We start from the raw sequence: 14,561 nt of genomic DNA, 5'->3' as shown, positions 1-14,561 counted from the left end.
GCAATTAGTGCGGTGGGATAATGATAAATATGACAAATCTGTTGCGCTCAGTCGACAACAGCCATAAAGGGCTGCAATTGCTATTAGGCGATTTTTACCAAGATTTCAGTGACGCAGGGATTGATATTGAGATGCTGCATAAACAAAACCGTTTTGAAGCACTCAGATGTTATTCAAAAAGACTAAAGACCATTCTCGTCTTGTTATGTGATGACGACTTACCACCAAAATTGGCAAAGATTGAACACTTAAACAAACACCATTTCCCTGCTCCTAATGAATTGATCGAGGACGTTAAAACCGAGCTTAACAACGTAAACAAACAAATTAGCCAGCTGTTAAAAATCGAAAATTCAATCGATAGCCGCACAGGTAGTGAATCGTAGGGGTGGCTCATGAGTAATAAGCAAATAGAACATCACCTCAAAAAGGCGCTCGTTTCGAACAACGAAGCTTCGAAGGTAACAACAGACGATACAATCGTGCTAGCCAGTGCAATGACCAGCGTACACAAAACCTTGCTGGTTATCTTTTTGCTTTCCATGGTGGCTATCGCCGTGGCATCTCAGGCTCGTATCGACATTGTGGTGTCGGTGCGCGGTGAGCTATTGCTCGAATCTGACATCGAAAAAGTGCAACACCTTGAAGGCGGTATTCTAGAAGAAATGCTAGTGCGCAAAGGCGAAGTAGTTTACGAAGGTCAGCCTATTGCACGCCTTCGCTCTCTGGATAGAAACACTCAACTCGATACGGTAAACACAGAGATCATTCAGCTAGAGCTAGACAAGATTCGTTACGAAAGCCTGCGCGATATGGTGGAACCCGATTTTTCTGCCTACATCGAAAACTACCCAGAATTAGTGCAAGTCAACATGAATACCTGGCAGCAAGAATTTTCTAAAAACCGTTCCAATGAAGAGTTGATCACTCACGATATCCAACATAAGAATTCGCTTATTGATTCAATGCTCAAGCGCCGTAAAAGCTCCGAGAACCAGCTCTCCTTGATACGCAAGCAGCTCAATATTAAGAACACCTTGTACAAAGAGGAAATGGCGTCTTACGTCGATGTTCTGAATATGCAGGTTCAAGAGTCAAACATGGTGCGTGAGATAGAAAACCTTGATGAGTCGGTCATGAATGAGCGCTTCCAACTCGACAAACTAGAGAAGCAGTACCGAGACTTGGTGGAGAATCGTAATGCCGAGTATCAAGCACAAATCATTCAAGGAAACAAGGACTTAAAGTTGAAACGTATATTACGTCCTCAACACTCAGATAAAGTGGATCGCCTCGTGGTTTACGCCCCTATTGACGGTGTAGTAGATAAAGTGCACTTCAACTTCCGCTCCGCTGTGATACCGCCAGGTGAAAGCATCGCGGACATTGCACCGATCAATAACGCCCTTCACGGAGAGGCGAAGATCCCGCGTAAAGACATGGGCTTTGTAGAAATCGGACAAGCGGTCAAAGTGAAGATGGATACCTACAACTTTGCCAAATACGGATTTTTGGAAGGTCGAATTGCATCGATCAGCCGTTCTTCTTATGAAGAAGAAGACGCTGAATTCTATCTCGCGGAAATCCAAATCAGTCAAAACTATCTAGAGCGCGGAGGCACACAATACAAGCTGTCCCCTTATATGGAGTTTACCGCAGACGTGAAAACAGGTTCACGCCGGGTGATCGAATACGCAGCGAAGCCGGTTATGTCGGCTATCGAAGACGCATTCGATGAGAGGTGATGGATGAGTAGCAAACCTTCTTACAATATTTCCGTTCCTGTTATGCGCCTAAGCATTGCTTTCAGCTTGATGCTGGCTGCCCTCGCCTTTTATTTGTATATCTCTTGGGAAAAAGTGGATTCAGTCGAGAAAGTGCAAAACGCGCCTCTTTTGGTTCAAGCTCAACAGCTCAACCAAACTATCGAGTTTGATATTCAAACGCTTCAACGCTGTTTAAGCGCACGTTATTGCAGTACAACAGAGCTTGATTTTGAGGTTCTGAAAGACGAAATTGACCAGTTTAAGTCTCTCGCGTCACTCAACAAAACCGAGTTTAGCTTGGTAGGCGCGACCGAATATACGCAGCTTGAACTGGCGATTAATCGCTTCTCGGACAGCTCAAAAACGCGTGACGATGTGTTGGCACTGTATCTCTCGCTCACCAATAACTACCTACAAATGGACGACAACTATCGCACCATGTTTAACAACCACGCGAGCGACCTAATGATGGAGAAAAACGAGTTCTTCATTTGGTTGTTTATGGTCGTTGTTGTGTTGGTTGGTATCGCCGTTCTATCGAATTTAGTGGCAATCCTAAAACTGAAAAAATCCAGTTCGAATGAGCGAGACATTGACCAAGAATTCGATGGGCTTTATCAAGAGCTCAAACAACTGGATTTACAAAGGTTAGAAGAGTTGCTGAATGAAGTGAGCATCAATCCGAAGCAGCGTCAGATCTACTCTCACTTAAAACTGATTTTCAGCAAACTCGAAGAGCAAAAACGCAATAACGATCTCTACAAACAGCTCTATGCTCTTATTGGTTACGAGATTCGAGGCATCACCAACACCATTAACGGCGGTGTGCAATATCTTGTACAAGAGACCGATGAGAGCGGCGTGTTGATGGCGCAAGATATAACCTCGGCTGCCAATACCCTGTCTGAATTGGCAGAGAACTACAACCGACTCATTTCACAAGGGACCGAGAGCAAATCGAAAGAGTTTTCACTGCTTAATGTGCTGTCTGAATTGATGATTCACATCAGTTCAAAAGTACAGCGGAATGAAGGTGAACTAGACTGCTTTATCTCGGATAACCTACCAAATCGTGTTGAAGGACAGTCCACCAGCTTATTCTGGGTGTTGTTCCTACAGCTATCGAATGCCATCCAACTCAAAGCCGATAAGAAACTGTTTGTCACCATTGAATCGGGCGCGGCGTCAGACATTGAAAACACTCGCCTGACCATCAATCTAAACTTCTTAACCACACTGGATGTGCCGTTTGCCAAGCTCAATACTCTACACTGGAGCGACCATAAACAGCACACTGCAACCAAAGACGATTTGGCGAAAAGCGTACTGAAAGATTACGGCTATTACGAGAGCCATTGGTATCAATCGGGCAATCAGGAACGTTTTCAAATTCAGCTCGATTTGAAAGCCAAGAGCTTCCACACCGAGAAAACTCGCTTCGACAATAAGCGCCTATTACTGTGTGCCAACTCTCAGCTGCGCATTGATGTGATGAACAAAATGCTCGTCAACTTGGGCTTAGAGATTACGCCAATTCGCACACCGAACGAGCTCTTCTCTACTGCAAAAACCTTTGGCGAATACGACGCCATCATGCTGACCGACACGTTCGAGCCAAACAAGCTGCCCTCACTGAGCAAAACGGTGAAATCGCAACTGCGCAATCACCCGAACACGAAGTTGCTGCTTTCAGTCACTAGCACTCAGCAAGCACAAGAGAGCCATACCTTTGTCGACAAGATTCTGAACTCTCCTGCGATTCCGTATGAGTTCATCCCCAATCTTTTAGCAATCATGGAAGCGGAAGCCTCAGAAGATCAGATGGAGAACAGCTCATTCCTGATTGTTGAGGATGACCGTGTTCAACAGATTCTACTCAAACGTATTTTGAGCAAGCAAGAATACGAAGCCGATACCGTTGGCGATGGCGCAGACGCCGTTCAGCACTTCATGAATCAGCGCTCGGATATCATTTTTATGGACTGCATCATGCCAGGCATGGGCGGTATTGAAGCAACCAAACGCATTCGACAATACGAACAAGAGAACGGACAAAACCCCTGCACCATCATAGGTGCGACAGCATTGACCAGCAGTAATGAACACCAAGCTTGTATCGAAGCTGGAATGGATTACGTGATCAGCAAACCTTATAAAAACGACGAAATCATCAAGGTGATCAACAAGTATGTGGCGGTACAGAAACTTAACTAGCTGCGTATTGGCAGCGCTTACATTGAGCAATGCTCCTTCGGCAATGGCGACCACCTTGCTTGAGGCGGTCAAACTCGGCTTGGAAAACAACTTATCTCTGCGCGCTAGTGACAAAGGCGTGGAAGAAAACGAATACAACATCGACATTAGCCGCTCTAAGTTCCTACCCTCTTTAAACGGTGCTGCTGATACCACATGGAATGAAAACGAGACCATATTAACGGGAACACCGGATACGCGTTCTAGCTACAACTCAAACAGCTACAGCGTGTCTTTATCTCAATCAGTGTTTAACCTTGGCGACATCTTCAAATACGGCACCGCGAAACTTGATTTCAACATTGAAGAAATCAAACACGAGAACAAAATCCAGAGCACCATTTCTGAAATCGCGACGCAATATTTCGAATACCTCAAAAACAACGCGCAAATCAAAGCCACCCAAGTAGAACTTAAATCGTCTGAAACACGTGAGCGCCAAATGCGTCGCAACGTGGAACTTGGCAACACTGCGGCGAGCGAGTTGTATGAGGTAATTGCTCAGAAAGAAGGCATTGCCAACCGCTTAAGAACCTTAGAGAAAGATCGACGCGTGATTTTGAACGGCTTAGAGATTCAAGTTCAATATCCAGTCACCCCATCGCAGGACATCTACGAAAGCGTGCCCTTGGCGGAAATCAGCGAATCCGAACAACGTGAGATCCTTGAACAAGCTTTGAAGCTCAATAACGACTTATTAGTCGCGAAGAAAACCGTAGAACGCAGCCGAAGAGGCTTGAAAGAAAGCGGTTCAAACTTTGTGCCGACCGTATCGCTCTCTGCCAGTTACCGTTACGACGATGCGAACAACTATGACCGAACCGACCCAACCGCAACAGGGGACAGTAACTCCACTAGCGTCGGTTTGAACTTGAATGTGCCGATTTTCTCCGGCGGTTCGGATTACTACGGTTATCAAAAATCGTCGACTGCCATCGAGCGAACCGAGCTGCTGTACCAAGATTCGTTGTTCACGACGCGCAATAGCGTTAACACCTCGGTACTCAACATTAACGACTTCTCCCGAGCTATTAGCAGTTACGAGAACATCATTCGTGCAAACTACGCCTCCTACAAAGGCATTCAGCGCGCCTACCAGCTTGGTACGCGAACCATTACCGACTTACTGGCAGCGGAAAGTAAACTGTTCAGCGCGCTACGTGATTACGAGAGCGCGCGTTATGACTACATCATTGAATCGATCAATCTTGAGCAAATCAAAGGCATGCTGTCGGTGCAATCCATCGAAAGCATCATGCAGTTAATGAGCGATATCGAAGGCAGAAGCAATCAAGACTTAGTTCCAAAACACCTTCTCTCCAAACCATCGATTAAGAAAGGAGGTCGCAATGCAAACTGAGCATTTTTCCCAGAAGATTAACTTTGCTGACAAGTGTTACCTGACTTTCTCGACGGTCATCTCGACGCTGTTTGGTTTAGTGCTGCCCTTTTCGATACTGATTATTTTTGACCGAGTTTTACCTAACCAAGCCAAAGACACGCTGTTTCTTCTGTTTGCCATTATCTTGATCACTATCTTCCTCGACTATCACTTAAAGAATCAGGAAGAGAAGATTTCGTCGGTGATCATGAAGCAATTCGAAACCAACTTAACCAACAAGGTGTTTCAATCCATCTGTTTGGCTGAGATATCGAAGTTTCGTCGTCTAGAACCCGGTGAATACCTAGAGCGTATTGCGACCATTCCAGAGATTAAATCCTTCTTTGGCGGAGAATCTGTACGGGCATTGATCAACCTTGCCGTCAGCATACTGACCATTCTGATTATCGGTCTGATCAACATTTGGGCGGGAGTGACTATCTTGCTCGCCTCCATCATTTTGGCGGTGTTCGCACTCAGTCTTTCCAAGCAAAAAATCAACAGCTTAGAAAACAAATCCGACATCGAAGGCTTAACTACTTCTAAAATCATCGAGATCATCTCTAGCCCACTCGATATCAAAGCGCGCAATATGGAATATCGCGTTGAGAGCCTCATGACACAAATGGTGGAAGAGCGTGAAGTCGAGAACATCAAATACGAGCAAATCGAATCGAACTTCAGCCTTATCTTGTCGCTCATACAACAGCTCTCCATTGCTTGTGTGGTGGTAGTTTTGGCAACGGCAGTTATCAACATGCAATCTAGCCAAGGCATCATGGCTGCCATCATCATGCTTACCAACCGCTACTTCGCGCCATACCAGCAAGTAATGCGCACGGTGAGTCGATGGGAGTTGAACAAGCTTCATATTCAACGTATCGCCGAGCTGCTTGAACTTGCTGCATCTGTAGAACAACAAAATGACACGACAGAAGTCGAGCGCATCTCGGTGAAGTATTCGGAAAAGCAACGCATCGAGTTTGAACGCGGTCACGCTTACTTGCTGACGGGGAAAAGCGGAGCAGGCAAAACCCATCTTGCCAATTGCATTACGCGGCAAAAAACCGACAGCAAGCTCGATATCCAAATCAACGAGACACCGCTCGATGACGTCAATTACAACGTCTGGCGTAATAGCGTGCTGATGGTCGACAAAACCAGCTCGTTCGTCGAAGGCACCATCATCGACAACTTGACTTGTTTCCGCCCAAGCTTAAATAACACGGCATTTGCGCTTTGCGAAACCATGAACATCAAGGCACAAATCGATGCCCTTCCCGCTGGTTTTTACACCGAGCTTAAAGGACATTTACGCAACCCATTCTCGCGCCAAGTCGCTTATGCCTTGTTGTTAGTGCGTGCCTTACTCGCGAACAAACGTGTGTTGATCTTCGACGACATCGACTGTGTTTATGATGACGACTTTGCTCGATTGGTTTTGACCAGCACCGCCTATCGCGCCAACGACAAAATCCTCATCATCGTCAGCAACAAGATGGACAAACTCAATCATCGCCTCAAACGCGTCAAACTTACCGGAGGTGACCAATGAGTATTTTGGTTGATTTTAATAATGTCCCTCAGCGCTTGTTGGACTTTGAGGCTCGCAGTTATGACGAGCGATACAATGAGTCACCTTTGATTCGTGGTTTAGCTTACACCCTCATAGCGCTTGAATGGGAAGGCACACCTTCTATCCTCAGCGATGCTTTTATCCCTAAACCAAAAGACAGCGACAGTTTTATCGCTACGATTGAACGCCTTGGTTACCGTTGTGACGTCACCAAACTAAAAACGTTGGAGCACATCGAGGGGCATCCTCATCCTTGTTTTATCGAGATAGAAAACCTCACTGCGATTTTCTTGGGCACTAAAGACGGCAAACTGATCCTGTTTGATTACACAAATAACAACACCATTGAATACCCGCTCTGCAAGAAGCCGTGCTTGTTGGTCTCGATCAGCGAATACTCCCGCTTATTCCGAGAACCGCCACCTGAATCTCAAGACCGCAGTAACTGGATTAAATACGCGTTTTATCGCTACAACAATGAACTCAAAAGCCTGATTATTCTCAGCTTCGTGGTCAGCATTCTCGGCGCACTCCAGCCCTTTTTTATTATGAGTGTGTACAACTTCGCCTTAACCTCTAGCTCGCAAGCCACGCTTTATTGGCTCACGTTATTTGCTGTGATTGTTGGGTTCTCGGAATACTTTTTCAAGAAAATGCGGGTCAACATCATCGCCACATCAGGAAAGGATTTGGCGGTGCATATTTCTCAAAACGTAATATCCAAACTGTTGTGGCTTCCTTATTCGATGACATCTACCGCTGGTGTCTCTTCTCAGTTAGCACGATTGAAGGACATCGACACTTTCCGCCGTTTGGTAACCGCAGAGTCAACATTAAGCTACTTCGACATGCCGTTTGTTATCGTATTCATTATTGCCATTGCTCTTATGTCTGGTACCGCAGCGCTAGTCGTTATGGCGGGGTTGATTCTAATGTTGGTGTTCTGTGTTTATTCTCGTTACATCTACTCGCAAGCCACGTCCAAGAGCTCTCGCGCCAACGCCATGGTTTCTTACCAATGGAATGAGATTCTTCGTGGTATAAAAACCATCCAAGGCTTGCCATTATTGCGTGTTATCCAGTCCCGCTTTAGCGCATCGCATTTACAAAGCACCAGCGATGCAGAACATGTTTCAGTGACTAATAGCAGGGTTCAGGCAGCAGGCGGGAGTTTGATTCAGGTTATTGGTACCGCAAGTATCGTCGCGGCCGTTATCGGCGTGATGGACGGCACCTCCGATGCAGGTGCAATGCTTGCTACCGTAATTTTAGTCTGGAAGGCGTTGGGGCCTATTATGGGCATCTACAACTCTATTTCTAAGTTCCAATCCATTAAGGCGTCTTCTGCGCAAATCAACAACCTTATGGCGATGAATGACGATAAGCTAACGTTAGAGAAAAGCCCCCCTATTCGCCTCTTTCAAGGTAGTATCGTCGGCTCTGGTGTGAGCCATCGTTATAGTGGTGCGGCAACAGGCTTAACTAATCTTGGTTTTAAAATTCCACCGGGCGCAAAAGTTGTGATTTGTGGACCAACAGGTTGCGGTAAAACGACGCTCATTTCTATTATCGCTGGGCTAGAGGAACGCTATCAAGGCTCAGTTTCGGTGGACGGTTATAACATCAAACAATTCAACAGTTACCGCTATCGAACCTCGATTAACTACATCCCGTTTAACCTGCATATTTTTGAAGGCTCCTTGGAGACTAACTTCATCTTGCATAATGGGTTAATCCCAACAGAAAAAATGCGTGAAATGGTGAGTTTCTTTGAGCTCGATACATGGTTGCCACAAGGCCTGGACACTCAATTGAGCGTTGATATCTGTAAAAGTTTACCAAATGGTATTCAACAAAGACTGCGGCTCGCATTAGGGCTAGGTAACTGCGAACAATCTTTGATTATCATTGACGAGCCATTTAATGGTGCTGAGCAAGAAAACTCGCACTACTTCAAGCGGTTATTCAGCGACAAACTACTAAATAAGACCGTTATTTTCTCAACGAATGATCCGGGCATGATCTCTACATCCAACATGAGCTTAGTCTTGGAGCCAGATGGCAACCTGAAATATTTCGGGTTAACCGATAAGTACTTAAAAAGTCTAAGTTAAGTTCGGAATGTGGTGTGGTTCATCATTCATACTTGAGCACGGTCATTGACAAAAATGTAAACGATGAGACTATTTACTCTGTAAGCGCGTACACTAAGGAATCCGATGTATACATTTGTTGCAGACAAATTGGATGTGGTTTATTTATCAACGATACCAGAAAACTACCAGTTACAAGACTTCGACGTGCCTGAAGAAGAACTCGAAATTCGTGAAATTGTAGAGGTATGGTATGAGTGTGCGTTTCTTCCTGACTTTAACCTTCAACACATCGACATCGAAAACAAAACCGCATTAGTCGAGACACAAGCGCAAGTCGTAAACAACTACACAAGTACGCTCGCTTTTTTACTCAAAAGTCGTGCTTATCGCGCAGCACTTAACCGATTATTGAGTGTATGGAGATTGGAGGCAGCAGCTAAAGCACAGCTTGAGCTGCTGTTACTTACGGAAGAACAGAGTAGCAAGCCAGTAAATTAATCGGCTAGGATAAGGGGCTAAAAATCTTAAACCCAACCATCGAATCGGAGACGTTTCTGCACGCGTTCAACCGCCTCTATCTGCATCTGACGAACACGCTCGTTAGACACGTTTAACAACAGGCCTATTTCCGACAAGGTTTTCACTCTCTGGTCAAATAATCCGAATCGATGGATTAAGACTTTCTGCAACTTAGTTGGCAAGGTTTTAATAATATTTTCAATAGCTTGAGTAAAGCACTGATTTTCACAGTCTTGTTGTGGATCTGGCGTATACTCACTTTCACACAGTTCAAGAACAAATGGAACGCGATGTAGGTCCGCAGTGGTCGATACATCAATAAAGCCACTAAGCGCAACAAGTTCATCTATACGCTCTGCTTTCACCCCTGAGCAGCGTGAGAGTTCAGAAATAGACAACTCCTTGCTCTCACTTTTTGACGCATCGAGCTTTTTTAAAGCCAGGCTATTTATCTCTTTGCACACATGAGCAGGTAAACGTACCGTGCGGCCATTGTTCATTAATGCCGCTTCTATATTCTCGCGAATCCACCATACCGCATAAGTAGAAAAACGGTAGCCTGGCTCAGGATCGAACTTATCGACCGCTTTTATCAAACCAATATTACCTTCTTCTATTAAATCGAGCAGAGTAAAGTTATTGCCTGGCCGTTTGAGGTAGCCTTTTGCGATTTTCACAACAAGTCGAAGATTAGACTCAATCAACATTTCGCGCGCTTCTTCATCACCAGCTCGATTAAGTTTGGCGTAATGCAACTCCTCTTCACGAGACAACAAATCAATGCCCACAATATCTTTGAGATAGTGAGCATAAGGGTCTTTCCCAACTGACAACGATTCTTTCATTGACAGTTCATCCGTGACAGCTCGGAACCTAGCAAAGCATTCGTTGTTCATTCCCCGTCCTTCTCAAGCCAACTTATTTCTTATCTTCTTTAATTGTTTTTGTACAACACTGTATGCATCATGCTTTATATTAATTACTTTACACTGAGTGTAGACAGGGGTTCTGATCTTTACCAAGAAATCACTTATCACTTTAAAACAATTACTGCTTCTATGATAAAAACGTGAGCAAGCGGGGGTTTATATATATGAAAGTGATAGTATTTGTACGCAAATTGGCCTCAAAGAAAACAACGCAACGTGATCGTCAACGCTTACCACCTTACTCTGACTAAAACTTTGAGGCTTGAGGATGGTTTGAAGTATCAGTTGAATTAGCGAGATCTAATTCACTTGACGAAGCGCAGGTTGAAGCTGACAGTCTGTTATAACTTGGAAAACTGCACGATTCTTTCCTTCAGACTTACCTTGATACATCAACTCGTCAGCATCTTGCAAGCTCACGATGTGGGTAAACTCAGGATAGTAAGCACAGCCCAAACTGATACTCAAATGAATTGCTTGTCCGCCCAGTATAACAGGCTGATCGTAAACGGCTTTACAAAGCATATTGGCAAAATTGAGCGCTTCTCGCTCTGACAGAGACGACGTAACGAGTGCGAACTCTTCTCCTCCAATTCTCGCCAATGTCATTCGGTCATCAGTCATCGACTTAGCGGCTTCTGCGATGGCAACTATTGCTCGGTCTCCAGCAAGGTGGCCATATCGATCATTGATTGATTTAAAATCATCAATATCAAACACCATCACCGTTAAGTTTCGCTTCAAATGATTCAGTAGCGCCAATTGCTCAATCAGGTGTCTACGGTTGTATAGCTTTGTGAGAGAATCCGTCAACGTCATCTCCAGCAATTGCTGATTGGCAATCGTTAATTGCCTTGTCCGAAGAGCAACCATACGTTTGAGGGCAAAAATATGATAAAGCGTTGCGACCGCCATAATGAAAATAGCAATAGGGAAAAGATAAAGTGGATAAACCGTTTTCACCACACTCCAACGGGCGAGGATCCGCTCACGATCCGTATCGATGACTTTTTCAAACGCTCGTGATACCTCTAAAATGGAAGTTGCACTGTGCATTCCTGCTGCAATCCGAAGATCTTTACTATATAAGCTAATTGTCGGGACAAACATACCCGCTCCCGGCGTGGTTGCCATATAAAAGTTAGCAACTTGCAGGTCTGCAACGAAGTACAGCACCTTTTTATCGACGGCGGCTTGTATCATCGAATCATTGTTAATGTATTCTGCGATAGGTGCATTCGGGTAATTCGTCTGAACAAACTCAGACTCGTAACTTCCTTTAACAACGCCAATTGGCATCGTCATTTCGCCAGTTAAAACACTCCTGATATCAACCGAAAGTACATCTTTATTTACGTACAATTTGGTTTGGATAGGCATTATGACTGCGCCAAAGTCCATATACTTCGCTCTTTCGGGCGAGTAGACAAGTCCTCCGTGAAAGTCAGCCTTACCCTCTTTTACGGCTTGCAAAGAAGCATCCCAATCCAAAAGGAGAAACTGAACGTCGATTTGGTTGTTCGCCGCGTACTCTTTCCAAAAGTCGATTAAAATACCTTTAGGTTCACCATCTGGGCTAAGGTAAGAGAACGGCTTCCACGCTTTGGAGTTAGCAACAATTAAAGAATGAGACTCTGATTTGTGCGCATGCGCCATCGGACAAATGGACAGCCACACTAGTAATAAAGAAGCACACGCTTTTTTACATTTGCAACCATAAGTACCATAACTCGTCGATGACATACCTACTTCTCACCAGTCTTTTTAAACCATAATCTCGGCTGTTTGATTAGACTAAAGATATAGTAGAGTTGCATAAGACAGGAAGTGACGCTTATTGATATGAATCTAACTTAGTAAGTTTTAGTACTTAATTGGTACTTTCAACGCTTGGTTCGCTGAAGCAGTTGAAGCAGTTGAAGCAGTTGAAGCAGTTGAAGCAGTTGAAGCAGTTGAAGCAGTACATGATAAATTAGGAAAACTTATCTGGTACTAAAAAATTGAATATCATCAGTTTTGCAAACACCTAGTACCAATAAAAAAGCCCTATTCAAAATCCACCTTGGGGAGAACTTTGAATAGGGCTCTTTGCCTTTATGCTTCATTTTACGGCTGAAGCTACCTTTACCTTTTTTCGCTTTAACGACTCGTGTTTGGAACAGCTGACTGGTAACAACCGCTTTTAACGCGTTGTCTTTGATTTCACCTCTGCCGAAGTCGGTCTCATGTTGTGAGCCACTCGGTTGAGGACTGATTTTACGCTTTGCCATAAATCCTCCTTAATGGTCGAACCAGATTGGACAATAATTATATAAATAAGTCAAATTTATAGATTTAGTTGAATTTTATGCTAAAAAACTTCACATCACCGTCATTTATTTGAAATTTAATCAAAAACATGCTGGTTAAATAGTGACTAAATACAAATATTTGTCCATAAAGCACTAATATATGTTGACTCTTCGTGGAATTAACCTAGACTCAAACACGGCTAGAAAGAAAGTTCTTTGTTTTCACATTTCGTTGGATTACTTGTAACCCGTCGTCCTGTGGTACGCAATAGCAATTTATTTTTCCACGCTATAAGCGCCGTTGAGGCGAAAGATTACATTATTTAGATATTTAGGAAATAGACATGTCTAACACAGCTACTGGCACAGTTAAGTGGTTCAACGAAACTAAAGGCTTCGGTTTCATTCAACAAGAAAACGGTCCTGACGTATTTGCTCACTTCTCTGCAATCACTGGTGACGGCTTCCGTACTCTAGTTGAAGGCCAGAAAGTAGAATTTGTTATCTCTCAAGGTCAAAAAGGCCCTCAAGCAGAGCAAATCAAAGTACTTTAATTCTTAAAGAATTTGATACGATAGCCAGCTTTTAAAGCTGGCTATTTTTTTGCCTAAAACTTATTTTGCCAACAAAACGATATAAATCTATGGCTCTTAAACCAACCATTTACAAATTTCGTATCGCCATTTCCGATATGAATAATGACTATTACGATTCTAAAAATCTAACTATCGCCCTTCACCCTTCTGAAAAGCCGCAACGAATGTTGGCTCGCATTCTAGCTTACTGTTTAAATGCTCAAAGCAATCTAGAGTTTACAAAAGGACTCTCTACGATTGAAGAGCCTGATTTATGGCATGTTGGCGATGATCAAAGCATTACTCACTGGATTGAAATTGGCGAACCAGAACCAGACAGAATTAAGAAAGCTTCTCGCCTCGCAAAGCATGTAAAAGTTTACACTTATAACACCAAAGCGGCTGTCTGGTGGGACAAAATGTCAGGAAAGTTCTCAATGCTTCCCGTCAACGTAGAGAGCTTTGACTATGACGCTATCGACTTGATTTGTCAGCACCTTGACCGAGGTACTAGCCTTTCTGTTATGATTACTGGCAGCTCAATTTTTGTTGATATCAATGATCAACATATCGAAGTAACGGTGAAGGAACTAAAAAACCATGACGTCTCTTAGTGAACTGAGTCAAGAGATGGGATTTGAAGAAATCCCCTTTGTTAAAGAACATAAAGCAGCAAAGCGACGTTGGTTAAAAGAACAGTCACAACTATTTACAAAAGTTTGTGAGAACAAACCCACAACAGCACCTACTCTTCACCTGCTTGGCCTTTTGACCAAATCACATATTGAAGCAAGTGCTAACTACGAGCAACATGCTCACTCTACCCAGCGTATGCAGCAAGTTCTGACTGACTCCTTGGGTAATGAGCACGCGGATAAGTTTACTAACCAATCTGCTGAAGACCTAATCTTAGTCACCCACCTTTGGTTATACACGCAAGGCTATTTAAATATGGATTTCAGCTTGGCGCACGATCATGCCGAGCAGACTCAAAATACATTGCAGCACGAGCTTGTCATGAAACGCATGGACGTTGATGCATTCAGAACCGAACTCATGCAAAGTTTTTATCAAGGTAAAGAGGCCCGTCCGGCTTCAGCAAGTGGCTTTTGGGGTTGGTTTAAACGTCTATTTTCCATATAAAATACATGGTTTTATCCATTTCAAACAACTGA

The 14,561-nt window shown here is 43.9% G+C and carries 13 protein-coding genes; 10 read left to right on the top strand and 3 right to left on the bottom strand.

Translation table 11 applies throughout. From position 1 onward, the window contains the following. Positions 1-17: 17 nt before the first annotated feature. The 7 genes from R7M72_RS14505 to R7M72_RS14475 all read left to right on the top strand — a co-directional run bounded on the left by R7M72_RS14505 (position 18) and on the right by R7M72_RS14475 (position 9,570). Positions 18-386: a hypothetical protein gene (locus tag R7M72_RS14505; protein ID WP_025998718.1), complete on the top strand. Its 369-nt coding sequence runs from the start codon at positions 18-20 to the stop codon at positions 384-386. A 9-nt stretch (positions 387-395) separates the two neighbouring features. After that, the gene (locus R7M72_RS14500; RefSeq protein WP_318056232.1) at positions 396-1,745 is read left to right on the top strand and encodes an HlyD family type I secretion periplasmic adaptor subunit; all 1,350 of its coding nucleotides are present in this window, start codon (positions 396-398) and stop codon (positions 1,743-1,745) included. A 3-nt stretch (positions 1,746-1,748) separates the two neighbouring features. Beyond that, a complete protein-coding gene (locus R7M72_RS14495; RefSeq protein ID WP_053307834.1) occupies positions 1,749-3,980 on the top strand; it encodes a response regulator in 2,232 nt (743 codons plus the stop codon). Then, positions 3,955-5,379 (top strand): TolC family protein, encoded by a 1,425-nt coding sequence (locus tag R7M72_RS14490; protein WP_053307835.1) that lies wholly within the window; start codon positions 3,955-3,957, stop codon positions 5,377-5,379. The genes R7M72_RS14495 and R7M72_RS14490 overlap by 26 nt, the downstream gene beginning before the upstream one ends. Beyond that, entirely contained in the window at positions 5,369-6,955 is a 1,587-nt protein-coding gene (locus R7M72_RS14485; protein WP_053307836.1) for an ATP-binding cassette domain-containing protein, read from the top strand. The genes R7M72_RS14490 and R7M72_RS14485 overlap by 11 nt, the downstream gene beginning before the upstream one ends. After that, positions 6,952-9,090 (top strand): ATP-binding cassette domain-containing protein, encoded by a 2,139-nt coding sequence (locus tag R7M72_RS14480; RefSeq protein WP_053307837.1) that lies wholly within the window; start codon positions 6,952-6,954, stop codon positions 9,088-9,090. Before R7M72_RS14485 ends, R7M72_RS14480 begins: the two co-directional genes overlap by 4 nt. A gap of 105 nt (positions 9,091-9,195) precedes the next feature. Continuing rightward, positions 9,196-9,570, top strand: coding sequence for a hypothetical protein (locus tag R7M72_RS14475; protein ID WP_025768457.1), 375 nt, complete (start codon positions 9,196-9,198; stop codon positions 9,568-9,570). Between the two features lie 26 nt (positions 9,571-9,596). Here the strand turns inward: R7M72_RS14475 and R7M72_RS14470 are convergent, their stop codons facing one another. The 3 genes from R7M72_RS14470 to R7M72_RS14460 all read right to left on the bottom strand — a co-directional run bounded on the left by R7M72_RS14470 (position 9,597) and on the right by R7M72_RS14460 (position 12,790). Next, entirely contained in the window at positions 9,597-10,487 is an 891-nt protein-coding gene (locus tag R7M72_RS14470) for an RNA polymerase sigma factor RpoD/SigA (protein ID WP_017635872.1), read from the bottom strand. A gap of 333 nt (positions 10,488-10,820) precedes the next feature. Beyond that, a complete protein-coding gene (locus R7M72_RS14465; RefSeq protein WP_053307838.1) occupies positions 10,821-12,263 on the bottom strand; it encodes a diguanylate cyclase domain-containing protein in 1,443 nt (480 codons plus the stop codon). 239 nt (positions 12,264-12,502) lie between these two features. Beyond that, positions 12,503-12,790 carry an alternative ribosome-rescue factor A gene (locus tag R7M72_RS14460; RefSeq protein WP_031781276.1) on the bottom strand — a complete coding sequence of 96 codons (288 nt, stop codon included), beginning with the start codon at positions 12,788-12,790 and terminating at the stop codon, positions 12,503-12,505. A gap of 365 nt (positions 12,791-13,155) precedes the next feature. Here R7M72_RS14460 and R7M72_RS14455 point away from each other — a divergent pair, with 365 nt between their 5' ends. The 3 genes from R7M72_RS14455 (at position 13,156) to R7M72_RS14445 (ending at position 14,529) form a co-directional block, all read left to right on the top strand. After that, positions 13,156-13,365 (top strand): cold-shock protein, encoded by a 210-nt coding sequence (locus R7M72_RS14455; protein WP_005375625.1) that lies wholly within the window; start codon positions 13,156-13,158, stop codon positions 13,363-13,365. A gap of 89 nt (positions 13,366-13,454) precedes the next feature. Then, positions 13,455-14,000, top strand: a complete 546-nt coding sequence (locus tag R7M72_RS14450) for a YaeQ family protein (protein ID WP_005375627.1) — start codon at positions 13,455-13,457, stop codon at positions 13,998-14,000. After that, entirely contained in the window at positions 13,987-14,529 is a 543-nt protein-coding gene (locus R7M72_RS14445) for a hypothetical protein (protein WP_042521484.1), read from the top strand. The genes R7M72_RS14450 and R7M72_RS14445 overlap by 14 nt, the downstream gene beginning before the upstream one ends. Positions 14,530-14,561: the final 32 nt, after the last annotated feature.

It is taken from the genome of Vibrio sp. YT-18, from assembly GCF_033337345.1.
Lineage (GTDB): Bacteria > Pseudomonadota > Gammaproteobacteria > Enterobacterales > Vibrionaceae > Vibrio > Vibrio alginolyticus.
The sequence above is the reverse complement of the archived record's forward strand: the minus strand, read 5'-3'. Positions and strand labels throughout refer to the sequence as shown.